The following is a 14580-nucleotide window of genomic DNA, read 5'->3' as shown; positions in this document are numbered from 1 at the left end:
CCCAGTGAACCCGCGTTGAGGAGAGCCAGCGTGAGAGCGACCCAAGACCTCTACGAACTCGGCGACGCGCCCGACATGGGCACCGCCCCGCGGAAGATGTACGCCTCGCTCATCCGTCGCGAGCGTTACGGACAGCCCGTCGACGCGTTCCGGACCGAGGTGGTCGACGTGCCGCCCGTGGGCCGCGGACAGGTCCTGGTGAAGGTGATGGCTGCCGGGATCAACTACAACAACGTCTGGGCGGCCCTCGGTTCGCCGCTCGACGTGATCGCCGCCCGGCAGAAGGCGGGCGCCACCGAGGACTTCCACATCGGCGGCTCCGACCTCTCCGGGATCGTGTGGGCGGTCGGCGAGGACGTGCGCGGGGTGCGGCTCGGCGACGAGGTCGTGGTCCTCGCCAACCGCTGGGACGAGAGGGCCGAGGACGTCCGCCTCGGAGCGGACCCCACCTGGTCCGCAGGCCAGCGGGTGTGGGGCTACGAGGAGAACTACGGCTCCTTCGCCCAGTTCGCGGTAGTCGACGACTACATGTGCCACCCGAAGCCCACCCGGCTCTCCTGGGCGGAGGCGGCCTGCTACATGGCGACCGCCGCCACCGCCTACCGTCAGCTCTTCGGCTGGCCCCCGCACACGGTGCGCCCCGGCGACCCGGTGCTGATCTGGGGCGGCGCCGGCGGCCTGGGCTGCATCGCCATCCAGCTCGTCCGACACGTCGGCGGCATCCCCGTCGCGGTCGTCTCCAACGAGGAACGCGGCGAGTTCTGCCTCAAACTGGGCGCCGAGGGCTGGATCGACCGGCGGGACTTCGATCACTGGGGGCGGCTGCCGGACACCTCGGACGAGGAGGCGATGGGCCGCTGGCTCTCGGGCGCCCGCGCCTTCGGCCGGCGCCTGTGGGACGTGCTCGGCGAGCGCCGCGGCCCGCGCATCGTGCTGGAGCACTCCGGCGCCGACACCGTCCCGACCTCGCTGTACCTGTGCGACAACGGCGGCATGGTCGTCCTGTGCGGCGGCACCACCGGCTACAACGGCGACGTCGACCTGCGCTTCCTGTGGATGCGGCAGAAGCGCCTGCAAGGATCGCACGTCGCCACCGCCCGGGAGGCACGCGAGGTCACCCGGCTCATCGACCAGGGCATCATCGATCCCTGCCTGTCCCGGACCTTCGACTTCGACGAGATCGGCCTCGCGCACCAGCTCATCCACGACAACCGGCATCCGGCCGGCAACATGGCGGCGCGCGTCGGGGACCGGCTGTGAGGTCCGCTGCAGGGGCGCGCCGGGCGGGGTGATTCGCCCACCGCCTGAGGGGTACCTGCGGCCGGGAACGACCACACGCACGATCCCGGGAGGTACCCCATGGGCAAGCTCGGCGAGATGATGACCAAGGCCAAGCAGATGGCCAAGGGCCACCCCGACCAGGCCGACAAGGGCGTCGCGGGGGCCGAGCGAACGGTCGACCAGCGCACGGGGGGCAAGTACGACGCCCAGACCGACAAGGCCGCCGACGCCGCGCGGCGCTCCTACCGTGACGGCGGCCCTGCGGGCCGCTGACCAGGAACGGCGGGCTGCCGCCCCGGTGCGATGCGCCGGGGCGGCAGCCCGTGCTCAGTCGTGGGCGCCCGCTCGGCCGAGGACGTAGCTGAACACCCCGCCTCCGACGCGGACCACCCGGACCCGCACGGCGTGGGCGGGGTCGGCGCGCAGGCACACGAGCAGGGCGTCTCCCGACGGGCACAGGCGCAGATCCCGCAGGCTCCCCGCCGACCAGGGCGGAGGCTGTCCCCCGGGGACCGTTCGACGCCGGCCCCCGGGCCCGTCCCGGTGCCGGCCGTTGTCCGGTGCGGCGGCCGGGTGCTCACGGCCGGGCCCTGCCTGGCGCTCGAGCGGACGCCGGGCCCGATGCCCGTCGGCCGGCTCGGCCCGGCGGCCGTTCAGAAGCCAGGTCTGTTGATCGTCGACCGGCCCCGCCCGGTGCCCGTGCACGGATTCGACCTGGCGCCCGTCTCCGGGCACGGCCAAGGCCTTCCACGCTGCCTCCTTCGCGGAGAACAGCGCGGTGACCGACCAGGCCGCCGTGCCCGCCGGCCGGGCGGGGAAGCCCGGCAGTTCCTCCTCCTGCTCCTCCTGGCCGAGGAGCACCTCCTCGTCGGCCCTCAGCACCAATCGTGCCGCCGCGCGGGGGAGGGGCCGCAGTTCCAGGTCGCAGCCGAGCGGCAGGGCGGCCCCGGGCGCGCGGGCCACGGCGACGGCGACGCCTGCGCTGTGCGAGATCGACGCCGCCCGGCCGGGCGGGAACACCGGCAACCGCCCCGAGCGGGGTATCTCGCCGCAGTCCAGACCCACCGCGCGCAGCGCCCGCCGGGCGGCCCGACGGCCCGCCAGGAACTCCAGTCGGCGGCGTGCCGGCATCGACGCCGCCGCGGCCGCCTCGGCAGGCCCCGCCGGCTCCGGACAGGGCTCCGAGACGGCCGCGACACCCAGACCGAGCCCGGCGGCGGCCAGCAGCGGACGCATCCCGCTCAGCTCACTGTCCGCTGCCGGGTGACCGCCGCCGCTCACACCCGCAGCAGCTTCTTGATGATCTTGCCGGCGGGGTTGCGCGGCACCTGCTCGATGAACTCCACCCGCCGCGGACGCTTGTAGGGCGCGAGGAGACCCGCTACGTGCGCGAGGAGCGCCGCCGTTCCCAGGTCCGCGTCCGGTTCCTGGACGACGTAGGCCAGCGGCACCTCGCCGTAGTCCTCGTCGGGCATGCCGACGACCGCCGCGTCCCGGACCGCGGGGTGGGACATCAGGGCGCGCTCGATCTCCGAGGGGTAGACGTTCTGGCCCGCGCGGATGATGACGTCCTTCGTACGGTCCACCAGGCTGATGCGCCCCTCGTCGTCCATGAAGCCGAGGTCGCCCGTCCTGATCCAGCCGTCGGCCGTGATCTCCCGAGTGGCCTGCGAGTCGTTCCAGTAGCCCTGCATGACGCCCGGTCCGCGCACCACGATCTCGCCGATCTCACCGGGCGGAAGTTCCCGGCCGCCCCCGTCCACCGCGCGGGCCGACATACCGGGCACGACGCGTCCGCACGGGATGCGGACGGCGACGTCCCCGGGGGCGGGGTGTTCGTCGGGGCCGAGGGTGACGAACGGGCCGCCCACCTCGGTCATGCCGTACACCTGTCGGAAGCCGCAGCCCAGCCGTTCCACCGCCTCGGCGTACACGTCGGGCGGCATCGGCGCGGCGCCGTACAGGACCTCCCGCAGGCTGGACAGGCCGGCGCGCCGGGAGGCCTTGGCCTGGAGCATGAAGCGCAGCATCTGCGGCACCAGCCACAGGTGGGTGGCGCCGTGCCGCTCCACCGCGGTCAGCGCCCGCTGCGGGGTGAAGCCGGGCATCAGCACGACCGTCGCGCCGGCCGCCAGGTAGGTCAGGGACACGACCATGCTGCCGTGGTACAGCGGGCAGCAGTTGACCATGACGATGTCGTCGGTCGGCCGGGCCATCACGAGCCAGCCGAGGGCGATCGCCCGGAACGACCCGCTGTCGACGGTGACGCCCTTGGCCTGCCCGGTGGTCGCCGAGGTGTGCAGCACGGCGATCGGGTCGGTGTCGGCGACCTCCGGCAGGTCCCGGTCGGCGGCCAGGGTGCCCAGCGCCGTGAAGGAGGGCTTGTCGAGGGCCAGCCTGATCCGCACCGACGACGGCAGTTCGGGATGCCGGTCCAGCAGGTCCGACTCACCGATGACGGCCACCGCCCCGACGCGCTCGACGATCCCGGCGACCTCGGGCTCGGCCAGACTGTGGTTGAGCGGCACGAACAGTGCCCCGAGGCGAGCGAGCGCGAAGTAACTCTCCAGGACCTCGATCCGGTCCTTGGAGAGGACGGCGACCCGGTCGCCCCGCTCGATGCCCAGTTCGGCCAGCCCGCGCGCCAGTTCCAGGGTGCGGTCGTGGAACTCGGCCCAGGTGACGCTGCGCTCCTCGTCGACCAGCGCGGTCCGGCCGGGCCGGCACTGCCGGTTGCGCTCCAACAGCTGTGTCAGCCACATCACACACCGTCGCTCGCACCGGCGGCACTGCCGACACCTGCCGCGTCACAGGTCCCGGCGGCCGCGTGCTCGGCCACGAAGCGCTCGTAGTCGGCGATCGTGTGCAGCCCCTCCATGTCCTCGGCGGTGATCTCCACGCCGAGCCGCTGCTCGACCAGCAGCACGAGGCGCACGAGGTCCCCGGAATCGATGCCGCTGGCGGCCAGGTCGACATCGTCCCCGATCTGGTCGGCGTACTCGGTCGTGCCGGTGAGTTCGACCAGCAACTCCCTGATGGTGCTCATGGTTTCCCCTTTCGCCTCGGCGTGCCGGCCGCCGCGCGGTTCTCGAATGACACCCCCTCAAGAGGCGGCCACGACACCGTTCCACTCCCCAAGCCGGCCCGTGAGCTTTGTCACGCGCCCGAACCTCGCGCCACGGGGATAGCCGGGCCGCCCGCCCGGCCTCTTACCGCAACGAAACGACCCGTTCCGCCCGGCCCTCTCCGGCCCGACGCGGGCGGTCACGAGGCGAAGGAGTGATGCGAGTGCCCAGGCAGCCGGTACGGGGCCGGACCCCGGGGCGGGGCCGGACACGCCGGGCCACCACGGCCGCCCACGCCGGACACTCGGGCGGCGCCCGATGACCGCGCCGACCCTCACCGGTACCGCGGACGACCGGGAGGCCCTCGCGCGCTTCGAGGCGCTCGTCGCCGACGGCGGGACGGTCGAACCGCGTGACTGGATGCCCGACGGGTACCGCCGCATGCTCGTCCGCCAGATCGCCCAGCACGCCCATTCCGAGATCATCGGCATGCAACCGGAGGGCGCCTGGCTCACCCGCGCCCCGTCCCTGCGGCGCAAGTCGGTGCTCATCGCGAAGGTCCAGGACGAGGCCGGCCACGGCCTCTACCTGTACTCCGCCGCCGAGACCCTCGGCGTGGACCGCGCCGACCTGCTGGACGCCCTGCACCGCGGCCGGCAGCGTGCCTCCGCCACTTTCAACCACCCCGCGCTCACCTGGGCCGACACCGGCGCCATCGCCTGGCTGACGGACGGTGCCGCCGTCATCAACCAGGCGCCCCTGTGCCGCACCTCGTACGGTCCCTACGCCCGGGCCATGCGCCGCGTCTGCCAGGAGGAGGCCTTCCACGTACGGCAGGGCTACGACCTGATGCGCGCCCTCTGCGAGGGGACCCCCGAACAGAAGGAGATGGCGCAGGACGCGGTGAACCGGTGGTGGCTGCCGGCCGTGGCCCTGATGTTCGGTCCGCCCGACACCGAGGCGGACGGCGCCGACGCGCGGACCGCCGCGCTGGGCGCCGCCGTCTCCCGCCGCGCGCGGGCCTGGGGCATCAAACGCCACACCAACGACGAATTGCGACAGCGCTTCGTCGACACGTGCGTCCCGCAGGCCGAACGTCTCGGCCTCACCCTGCCCGACCCGGCTCTCCGCTGGAACGAGGAGCGCGGCCACTACGACTTCACGCCCGTCGACTGGGACACCTACCGCGAGGCACTGGGCGACGACACCCACTGGTCGCGGCAGCGCATCGCGCACCGCCGGGCCGCCCACGAGGACGGCGCCTGGGTCCGCGAGGCCGCCGCCGCGTACGCCGCCCGGACGGGTGAGACGGAAGGGGAGGCCGGATGAGCGGAACACGGGAGGGCGCTCCGGCGTCCTGGGAGGTGTTCCTGAGGGGACGCCGGGGCCTGGCCCACCAGCACGTGGGATCGGTGCGCGCGGCCGGCCCGGACGCGGCGTTGGCCGCGGCCCGCGACCTGTACACGCGCCGGGGCGAGCCGCTCTCCCTGTGGGTGGTCCGTTCCGACGCCGTGCACGCGGCCTCCCCCGACGAACACGACCCGTACTTCGCGAGCGCCCGCCACAAGCCGTACCGCTACCCCGAACACTTCGCACCGCTGACCGAGGAAGGCCCCGAAGGTGAGCACCACCAGTGACGTCAGGGAAGTGCGCCCGGGCCTCCCACCGGGCCGGCCACCCCGCTCCGACGCCGACCTGTCCCTGCACCTGCTGCGTCTCGGCGACGACGCCCTCGTCCTCGGACAGCGCCTGTGCCAGTGGATCACCCGCGCGCCCACCGTCGATGAGGACCTGGCCCTGTCCAACATCGCTCTCGACCTGATCGGCCACGCCCGCGCCCTGTTCACCCGTGCCGGAGGGCTCGACGGGACCGGCCGCGCCGAGGACGACTTCGCCTACGCCCGCTCGGAGCGCGAGTTCACCAACGCCCTGCTCACCGAACTCCCCAACGGGGACTTCGCGATGACCGTGGCCCGGCAGCTCGCCTACACCCACTACGCCGTCCTCTGCTATGAGGCGCTCGCCCACAGTGCCGACACAGAAGTCGCCGCGTTCGGGTCGCGCGCCGCCAAGGAGGTCGCCTTCCACCGGATGCACGCGGACCGCTGGACGGTGACGCTGGGGCGCGGCACCGAGGAGAGCGCCCGCCGGATGCGGCACGGCCTGGAGCGGGTGTGGCCGTACACCGGCGAACTCTTCGAGGAGGACGCGGTGCTGCGCCGCCTGGCCGCCTCCGGTACGGCGCCCTCCCCGGCACCTCTGTACGAGACGTGGCTGCGGCAGGTCACCGCCGTCGTCACGGAGGCGGGACTCACCGTGCCCACTCCCACCTGGTCGGCCAGGGGCGGCCGTGCCGGCCTGCACACGGAGGAGTTCGGTCCGTTGGTCGCCGAACTCCAGTCGGTGCGGCGACAGTTCCCCGGAGGCACCTGGTGAGCGGGCCCGCGCCGGCTGAGGCCCGGCTCTCCGCCCGTGAGGTGTACGAGAGGGTGCGGGCGCTCCCGGACCCGGAACTGCCGGTGATCGGTCTCGGCGACCTCGGTGTGGTGGGCGCCGTCGCCCCGGGCGCCGACGGTGTGCTGGAGGTGGAGATCACGCCCACCTACCTGGGCTGCCCCGCGCTGCCCGAGATCACGGCCGCGGTACGGGAGGTCCTGATCGCCTGCGGTCACCCCGAGGGTCGCGTACGGCAGGTCCTGGCCCCGCCCTGGACGACGGACCGCATCACCCGCGAGGGCCGGCGCAAGCTCGCCGCGCACGGCATCGCACCGCCCTTGTCCCCGGCTCCCGACGATGCGGTCCCCGTCGAACTGGGCTGTGTGCCCTGCCCGCGGTGCGGCTCCCGAGCCACCCGGCCGCACAGCCCCTTCGGCCCCTCCCGCTGCCAGTCGGTGCTGTGGTGCACGGCGTGCCGTGAGCCCTTCCCGCACATGACCGCGTTGTGAGGCACACCGTGAACACCGCCACCATCACGTCGCCCGTCCCGCCGGCCGACCCCTCCCACCGCGTCCGCCGACACCGGCTGCGCGTCACCGAGGTCCGTCACCTCACTGCCGACACCGTGGCCGTCACCCTCGACGTCCCCGACGCCCTGCGTCCCGTCTTCACCCACCGCCCCGGTCAGCACGTCACCGTCCGGCGTCCCGAGGCTGGCACCGAACCGCGCCGCAGCTACTCGATCTGCCCGCCCCCGCACGCCTCCGACCTGCTCCGGCTGGTGATCAGGCGCGGCCGCCCGGACGGCTTCGGCGTCCATGCCGCCACCCGGCTCGCTCCCGGCGACCACCTCGAACTCTCCCCGCCCACCGGGACCTTCGCCCTGCCGGACCTGTCCGGTGCCCACCACGTCCTGATCGCGGGGGGCTCCGGCATCACGCCGCTGGCCCCCATGGCCGCCCACGCGCTGCGCCACGACCCGGCCTGCCGCATCACCCTCCTCCACTCGGTGCCCACCTCCGCCGACGCCTTGCTGGCCGACGAACTGGCCGCGCTCAAAGACGAGTTCGTCGACCGGTTCACCGTCCTCCACGTGCTGACCCGTGAGGACCGGGGGAGGGGGAGCGACGGCCCGCTCGCGCGGCGGCTCGACGCGGCCGGGCTGGGCCGCCTGCTGACGGCCCTGGACGCCCGACCCGGCCCCGACACCACCTACGCCCTGTGCGGACCGCCCGGCCTCGTCGACACCGTGAGGGGGGTCCTGGCAGACCGGGGCGCCGACCCCTCACTCGTCCGTCGAGAGCTCTTCACCACGGCCGGCCCGGCGCCGCGCCCCACGGAGGAAGCCGGGGGAGCGGTACGCGCACCCCGGTCCCCGCGGGCACCCGGACGGGCGCCGGAAGCGGGAACGGCCCGGGCCACCGCGCTGCTCGGCGGGCGCCGCCGCGACGCCACCGTCCTGCCGGGCGACAGGGTCCTCCTCGATGCGCTGCTGCGTGCCGACCCCGATGTGCCCTACGCGTGCCGCGAAGGCGTGTGCGGAACCTGCCGCGCCCGAGTCGTCGCCGGTGAGGTGACGGCGGACCGCCAGTACGCCCTGGACGACCACGACCGTGCCGCCGGGTACACGCTCATCTGCCGGGCCCGCCCCCGTACCCCCGAGGTCACCCTCGACTTCGACGCCTGATCACCACTCCACCCGCCTCACCCCCCACCTCCATGGCCACTCACCGAAGGAGCCCCACGATGACCACCGCCGCCCGCCACGACGGAAAGACCGCTCTGGTCACCGGGGGCAGCCGCGGGATCGGCAGAGCCATCAGCCGCCGCCTGGCCCGCGAGGGCGCCCTGGTGGCGGTCCACTACGGCCACGATCTGACGGCAGCCGAGCGGACCGTCAAGGAGATCGAGGCCGAGGGAGGCCGCGCCTTCCCCGTGCACGCCGAACTCGGCGTCCCCGACGACGCCGACACCCTGTGGTCCGCCTTCGACCGGGCCCTGGCCGAGCAGGACGCGCCGGCGGGAGTGGACATCCTCGTCAACAACGCGGGCATCACCGTCCCGCGCCGCATCGCCGACGTCACCGAAGCCGACTACGACCGGGTCTTCGCCGTCAACACCAAGGCGCCGTTCTTCATCATCCAACGCGGACTGGACCGCCTGCGCGACGGCGGCAGGATCGTGAACATCTCCTCCGTCGCGACCCGCGTCGCCTTCCCGCCGATCGTCTCGTACACCATGACCAAGGCCGCCCTCGACTACCTCACCCTCGCCCTGGCCCAGGAGCTGGGCCCCCGGGGCATCACGGTCAACGCCGTCGCCCCCGGCTACACCGAGACGGAGATCAACCCCACTCTCGCCGTCCCGGAGATCCGCCGCAGGTACTCCGAGGCCTCCACGTTCGGCCGGCTCGGCGATCCGGTGGACATCGCCGACGTCGTCTCCTTCGTCGCCGGCGACGACGCCCGCTGGGTCACCGGCCAGTGGATCGACGCCTCCGGCGGCGCGCACCTCGGTGTGTGACCGCACGCGCCCCCTAGGAGAAGCGATGAACGACAGCACGACCACACTCGGCGCACCGGCGACGGACGACGCCCTGACCCGGCCGTTCCCGGGGGCGAGTCCCTACGACGGCTACGTGCACGCCTCCGTCCTCAACTCCCTCCAGCAGCCGCTCACCGAGGCCCCGGACGAGATGGGCTTCCTCGTCACCACCCAGGTGATGGAACTGTGGTTCACCCTGATCGTGCACGAGTGGCGCACGGCACGGGTGGCCTTCGCCAAGGACGACCTGCCCGCCGCCCTGGACGCCCTGACGCGCAGCCGCCGCGCGCTGACCGCCCTGGGCGGTGCCTGGGCGCCCATCGCCGCGCTGACCCCCGCCCAGTTCAACGGCTTCCGGGCCGCGTTCGGCAAGGCGTCGGGCTTTCAGTCGGCGATGTACCGGCACATGGAGTTTCTCCTCGGCGACAAGTCGCCCGGGCTGCTGCGCGCCCACCGGGGAGACCCGGCCGTCCACGAGGCGCTCGCCGAGACCTACCGGGAACCGTCTCTGTACGACGAGGTGCTGGCCTACCTCCACCGACAGGACCTGCCCGTCCCGCGCCACGTCCGCGAGCGCGATGTGACCAGCCCGTACTCGAGCGACCCGGGGGTCGTGGAGGTGTGGCGGCGCGTCTACGCCGGGCCCGGGCACCATCCCCACCTCACGCTCGGCGAACTGCTCACCGACATCGCCGAACTCGTCACCCGTTGGCGCTTCGAGCACGTCCTGGTCGTCCGCCGCGCCATGGGCGCCAGACCGGGCAGCGCCGGTTCCGCCGGGCTCGCCTGGCTGGAGCAGCGCGCGGCCCGCCCGGTCTTCCCCGAACTGTGGGAGGTGCGCGGTGACGTCTAGGGCCATCTCCGCCTTCGCGGCCGAGGAGGAACAGCGGGTCCTGAGCCTCAAGCCGGTGCTGGCCCCGGCGCACGGCCGCTACGGTGACCACCCCCACCAGTCCTACGACGCCTGGCCGTCCGACGACCCCGACGCTCCGCTCGTGATCCTGCTGCACGGCGGCTACTGGCGCTACGACCGGATGCACCTGACCCCGTTCGCGGCATACCTGTCCCAGCAGGGCTTCGACGTGCTGCTCCCCGGCTTCCGGCGGTCCGGCGGTGCCGGCGGCTGCCCCGAGACCTTCGACGACGTCGCCCGCATCGTGGACACCCTGCCCAAAGGACGGCCCCATGTCCTGGCGGGCCACTGTTCCGGCGGCCACCTGGCGCTGTGGTGCGCCGCCCGGGGGCTGCTGCCGCCCGGTTCCCGCTGGTACACACGCACCCTGCCGACGAGCGTGCTCGCCCTCGCACCGCTCACCGACCTCACCGCCACCCGCCGCGACCGTCTCAGCGACGACGCCGCCCTCCAACTCCTCGGTGGCGAGGAGCACTTCGAGAAGTGGCTGCCCGAGGTCGACCCCCTCACCCTGCTGCGCGACGCCGGCACCACCGGTGTACCCACCGTGCTGCTGCACGGCGCGGCCGACGAGGAGGTGCCGCTCAGCCAGTTCAGCGACTACGCCGCCGTCCACCGGGACCTGCGGACGGTCGTCCTGCCCGGCACCGGCCACTACACCCTCATCGAGCCGGGAGCACCCGGCGCCCGCGCGGTCGCCGACACCCTCCGGGAGATGGCGGCCGCTTTCGACCCGGGACACCCCAGCCGGCCGGGCGAGGAGGCCGCATGCCGATGACCACCGCACCCTCCGTGGACGCCGCCCTGTACGAGCGGGCCGCGCGACTCGACGCCGACGACCCCCTGGCCCCCCTCCGCGCCCGCTTCCTCATCCCGCCGGACGTCGTCTACCTGGACGGGAACTCCCTGGGCCCGCTGCCCGCCGCCGTCCCGGCCGCCCTCGACGACGTGGTCAGGCGCCAGTGGGGCACCGGCCTCATCGGCTCCTGGAACGCCGACGGCTGGTGGGAAGCACCCCTGCGGGTGGGCGACACCGTCGGCGCGCTCATCGGGGCCGCGCCGGGGCAGACCGTGGTGGGCGATTCCACCAGCGTGCAGCTGTTCACCGCGCTCGACGCCGCAGCCGAGCTCCGCCCGGGCCGCCCGCTGCTGGTCACCGACCCACGGCACTTCCCCACCGACCGCTACCTGGCCGACGCGGTCGCCCGCCGCCGGGGCCTGGAGGTGCGCCGGGTCCCACCGGCCGCTCTTCCGCGCTTCCTCGCCGCCGAGGGTCACCGGGTCGCCGTCGTCAGCTACTCGCCCGTCGACTTCCGCACCGGCGAGCTGCACGACATGCGGACGCTGACCGGGGCCGTCCACGACGTCGGCGCCCTCGCGCTGTGGGACCTGTGCCACGCGGCCGGCGCCCTGCCCCTCGACGTCGACGCCCTCGAGATCGACCTGGCCGTCGGCTGCGGCTACAAGTTCCTCTCCGGGGGCCCCGGCGCACCGGCCTTCCTCTACGTGGCGCACCGCCACCACGCCTCGCTGCGGACTCCGTTGCCCGGCTGGACCGGTCATGCCGATCCGTTCGGCCTGGCCGACGAGTACGCGCCCGCCTCGGGCGTCGCCCGCGCCCGCATCGGCACCCCGCCGATCCTTTCCCTGCTCGCCCTCGAAGCGGCCCTCACCGCCTTCGACGGCGTCGACCTGACGCAGGTCCGCGCCAAGAGCCTCTCCCTGACGGACTACTTCCTGCGTTGCGCCGACGAACTCCTCCTCCCGCTGGGCTTCACCTCCGTCACTCCGGCCGAGGCGGGCCGTCGCGGCAGCCAGGTCAGCCTTCGCCACCCCCACGCCAGTGCAGTGGTCGTCGCCCTCGCCGAACACGGCGTGATCGCCGACATGCGCGCACCCGACCTGCTGCGCTTCGGCGTCAACGCCCTCTACAACAGCCACCGCGACCTGCTCACCGCCGCACTGCGTCTGCGGGACCTCACCCTGCGGGCCGCCTACGACCCCGCGCCGCCGACAAGGGGCCCGGTGACCTGACGGACGCCCCCTCGTCGGACGCGTCGAGGGCGACCGGTCGGCGACTGGTCCGGCGAGGTGGCCGCGCGGGCGCGCGGCGACGGCGGGGGCTCAACCGGCCGCGGACGCCACCGCCAGTTCGGCGGCGACGGCGTCCAGCAACGTGTCCAGGACCACCGGGTACGCGCTGTGCGGCATCCGGGCCGCGAGCCGGCCGGCCGTCGCGGCGATGTTCGGGTGGGTGGCGGCGGGCAGCCGGGCGTAGAGGGAACCCCACATGTCCTCGTCGGCCCGGCGGGCCTCCTCGGGCAGCGCCAGTGAGCCGGCGTCCAGCGCGGCGAAGGCCAGGGCCAGGTCGATGAAGGCGTGGTAGAAGCGGACGGCGGCCCGGTCCGTGAGCCCGGCGCCCCGCAGCAGGCCCAGAATCGCCTCGTCCACGGCGATCTCACGGGGCCGCCCGCTGACCCGGCTCGCGGTGAGCACGGCGGCCTGGGGATGGGCGAGGTAGGAGGAGTGCAGGGCCAGGCCCAGGGAGCGCAGGTCACCGCGCCAGTCGCCGGCCGCGGCCCATCCGTCCAGCGCCCGTCCCATCAGCTCGTTGCCGATCGCCCGCGCCAGGTCGTCCATGCCGCCGAAGTACCGGTAGACGGCGCTCGGGTCGGCCCCGAGCGCCGCGCCCAGGCGCCGGGCGGTGAGCCCGCCGGTGCCGTGTTCGCGCAGCACCCGCAGCGCGGTCTCCACGATGAGCGCCTCGGAGAGCACCGCGCCCTGCCGCGTCGGCCTGCGCCTGCGCCGCGCCTCCTCCGGCACCACCTTCTTGGGCATCGGCCGCTCCCCTTCCGCCATCGCGGCGAACCACCGCGAGCCTTATGCCAACAAGGTTGACCTTAAAGCAGGCGCCGCTGTTGCATCGACACCACTGTGGAGGCGCCCGCCTCCCGTACGAAAGGTGTCAGTCATGCGAGTGCTTCTCGTCGGCGCGGGCGGTGTCGGCGGCGCCGTCACCCGGATCGTCGCCCGCAGGGAATTCCTGACGCACATGGTCGTGGCCGACTACGACCTCTCCCGCGCTCAGGCGGCTCTCGAGGCACTGCCGGGGCAGGAGGGTCGGTTCAGCACGCTGCGGCTGGACGCCTCCGACGAGGAGGCGGTCCGCCGGGCCCTCACCGAGCACCGGTGCGACGTCCTGCTGAACGCGACCGACCCGCGGTTCGTGATGCCGCTGTTCCGGGCCGCCCTGGCCGCGGGAGCGGACTATGTCGACATGGCGATGTCGCTGTCCGCTCCGCACACCTCGCGGCCGTACGAGGAGTGCGGGGTGAAGCTCGGCGACGCGCAGTTCGAACTGGGCGAGCGCTGGGCCGCGTCGGGACGCCTGGCCCTGGTGGGCATGGGCGTGGAACCGGGCCTGTCCGACGTCTTCGCCCGCTACGCCGCCGACGAGCTCTTCGACGAGATCGACGAGATCGGCGTCCGGGACGGCGCCGACCTCACGGTCGAGGGCTACGAGTTCGCCCCCTCCTTCAGCATCTGGACCACGATCGAGGAGTGCCTGAACCCGCCCGTGGTCTACGAGAAGGAGCGGGGCTGGTTCACCACCGCGCCGTTCAGCGAGCCGGAGGTGTTCGACTTCCCCGAGGGGATCGGGCCGGTCGAGTGCGTCAACGTGGAGCACGAGGAGGTGCTGCTGATCCCGCGCTGGGTGGACGCCCGGCGCGTCACGTTCAAGTACGGCCTGGGCGACGACTTCATCGCCCGGCTCAAGACGCTCCACGAGCTGGGCCTGGACTCGACCGCCAAGGTCACCGTGCCGGGGGAGGACGGGCCGGTGCGGGTCTCCCCGCGCGACGTGGTGGCCGCGTGCCTTCCGGACCCGGCGACCCTCGGCGACCGGATGACCGGCAAGACCTGCGCCGGCACCTGGGTGACCGGGTCCAAGGACGGCCGGCGGCGTGAGGTGTACCTGTACCACGTGGTCGACAACCAGTGGTCGATGCGCGAGTACGGTGCGCAGGCCGTGGTCTGGCAGACGGCGATCAACCCGGTGGTAGCCCTCGAACTGCTCGCCACCGGCGTCTGGTCCGGCCGGGGCGTCCTCGGTCCCGAGGCCCTGCCGGCCCGCCCGTTCCTGGACCTGCTCACCGAGTACGGGTCCCCCTGGGGGCTGCGCGAAGAGGCGTGAGCCGCGGGAGACGGCCTGCACACGTCCCGCCCGTCGCGGGGGGGGGGGGGGGGGGGGGGGGGGGGGCCCCCGTAGCCGGCCAGCCACAGTGGGCACCTACCCGAGATGTGCACGGGGGATTAGTGGTTGTGGGCGATATGTGACAC

General features: G+C 73.7%; 16 protein-coding genes. 12 read left to right on the top strand and 4 right to left on the bottom strand.

Annotated elements, in window-relative coordinates; translation table 11 throughout:
• The first annotated feature begins 30 nt into the window (after positions 1-30).
• Both ccrA and AC07FV_RS16035 read left to right on the top strand, forming a co-directional pair.
• Positions 31-1260 carry a crotonyl-CoA carboxylase/reductase gene (gene ccrA, locus AC07FV_RS16040; protein WP_479087721.1) on the top strand — a complete coding sequence of 410 codons (1230 nt, stop codon included), beginning with the start codon at positions 31-33 and terminating at the stop codon, positions 1258-1260.
• Between the two features lie 99 nt (positions 1261-1359).
• Positions 1360-1554 carry an antitoxin gene (locus AC07FV_RS16035; protein ID WP_053126211.1) on the top strand — a complete coding sequence of 65 codons (195 nt, stop codon included), beginning with the start codon at positions 1360-1362 and terminating at the stop codon, positions 1552-1554.
• Positions 1555-1608: 54 nt separating this feature from the next.
• Here AC07FV_RS16035 and AC07FV_RS16030 read toward each other — a convergent pair whose 3' ends face one another.
• Genes AC07FV_RS16030 through AC07FV_RS16020 form a run of 3 tightly spaced genes read right to left on the bottom strand, consistent with a single transcriptional unit; the run spans position 1609 to position 4327 of the window.
• Positions 1609-2562, bottom strand: a complete 954-nt coding sequence (locus AC07FV_RS16030) for a 4'-phosphopantetheinyl transferase (RefSeq protein WP_479087719.1) — start codon at positions 2560-2562, stop codon at positions 1609-1611.
• On the bottom strand, positions 2559-4043 hold the full coding sequence (locus AC07FV_RS16025; RefSeq protein WP_479087717.1) for a class I adenylate-forming enzyme family protein: 1485 nt from the start codon (positions 4041-4043) through the stop codon (positions 2559-2561). Before AC07FV_RS16025 ends, AC07FV_RS16030 begins: the two co-directional genes overlap by 4 nt.
• Positions 4043-4327, bottom strand: coding sequence for an acyl carrier protein (locus AC07FV_RS16020; protein WP_479087716.1), 285 nt, complete (start codon positions 4325-4327; stop codon positions 4043-4045). Before AC07FV_RS16020 ends, AC07FV_RS16025 begins: the two co-directional genes overlap by 1 nt.
• Before the next feature lie 337 nt (positions 4328-4664).
• Between AC07FV_RS16020 and paaA the strand changes: the two genes are divergently transcribed.
• From paaA to AC07FV_RS15975, 9 genes are read left to right on the top strand one after another with little or no spacing between them, the layout of a single operon-like run.
• A complete protein-coding gene (paaA, locus tag AC07FV_RS16015) occupies positions 4665-5675 on the top strand; it encodes a 1,2-phenylacetyl-CoA epoxidase subunit PaaA (RefSeq protein ID WP_479087714.1) in 1011 nt (336 codons plus the stop codon).
• Positions 5672-5983 (top strand): 1,2-phenylacetyl-CoA epoxidase subunit PaaB, encoded by a 312-nt coding sequence (paaB, locus tag AC07FV_RS16010; protein ID WP_479087713.1) that lies wholly within the window; start codon positions 5672-5674, stop codon positions 5981-5983. The genes paaA and paaB overlap by 4 nt, the downstream gene beginning before the upstream one ends.
• Before the next feature lie 58 nt (positions 5984-6041).
• Entirely contained in the window at positions 6042-6782 is a 741-nt protein-coding gene (gene paaC / locus AC07FV_RS16005; RefSeq protein WP_479088036.1) for a 1,2-phenylacetyl-CoA epoxidase subunit PaaC, read from the top strand.
• On the top strand, positions 6779-7291 hold the full coding sequence (gene paaD / locus AC07FV_RS16000) for a 1,2-phenylacetyl-CoA epoxidase subunit PaaD (RefSeq protein WP_479087711.1): 513 nt from the start codon (positions 6779-6781) through the stop codon (positions 7289-7291). Before paaC ends, paaD begins: the two co-directional genes overlap by 4 nt.
• A gap of 8 nt (positions 7292-7299) precedes the next feature.
• On the top strand, positions 7300-8469 hold the full coding sequence (locus tag AC07FV_RS15995; protein WP_479087710.1) for a 2Fe-2S iron-sulfur cluster-binding protein: 1170 nt from the start codon (positions 7300-7302) through the stop codon (positions 8467-8469).
• Between the two features lie 59 nt (positions 8470-8528).
• Positions 8529-9305: an SDR family oxidoreductase gene (locus AC07FV_RS15990; protein WP_479087709.1), complete on the top strand. Its 777-nt coding sequence runs from the start codon at positions 8529-8531 to the stop codon at positions 9303-9305.
• 25 nt (positions 9306-9330) lie between these two features.
• On the top strand, positions 9331-10179 hold the full coding sequence (locus AC07FV_RS15985) for a tryptophan 2,3-dioxygenase (RefSeq protein ID WP_479087708.1): 849 nt from the start codon (positions 9331-9333) through the stop codon (positions 10177-10179).
• Positions 10169-11017, top strand: a complete 849-nt coding sequence (locus AC07FV_RS15980; protein ID WP_479087706.1) for an alpha/beta hydrolase — start codon at positions 10169-10171, stop codon at positions 11015-11017. The genes AC07FV_RS15985 and AC07FV_RS15980 overlap by 11 nt, the downstream gene beginning before the upstream one ends.
• Positions 11014-12273 (top strand): kynureninase, encoded by a 1260-nt coding sequence (locus AC07FV_RS15975; protein WP_479087705.1) that lies wholly within the window; start codon positions 11014-11016, stop codon positions 12271-12273. Before AC07FV_RS15980 ends, AC07FV_RS15975 begins: the two co-directional genes overlap by 4 nt.
• Positions 12274-12363: 90 nt before the next feature.
• On the opposite strand, the gene AC07FV_RS15970 is transcribed toward AC07FV_RS15975, so the two are convergent.
• On the bottom strand, positions 12364-13077 hold the full coding sequence (locus tag AC07FV_RS15970) for a TetR/AcrR family transcriptional regulator (RefSeq protein WP_479087703.1): 714 nt from the start codon (positions 13075-13077) through the stop codon (positions 12364-12366).
• A gap of 133 nt (positions 13078-13210) precedes the next feature.
• Here AC07FV_RS15970 and AC07FV_RS15965 point away from each other — a divergent pair, with 133 nt between their 5' ends.
• Complete coding sequence (locus AC07FV_RS15965) at positions 13211-14434, top strand: saccharopine dehydrogenase family protein (protein WP_479087701.1); 1224 nt, start codon at positions 13211-13213, stop codon at positions 14432-14434.
• Positions 14435-14580: the final 146 nt, after the last annotated feature.

It is taken from the genome of Streptomyces sp. NPDC045956 (genome assembly GCF_056430705.1).
This window is presented reverse-complemented; position numbering and strand designations above follow the sequence as displayed.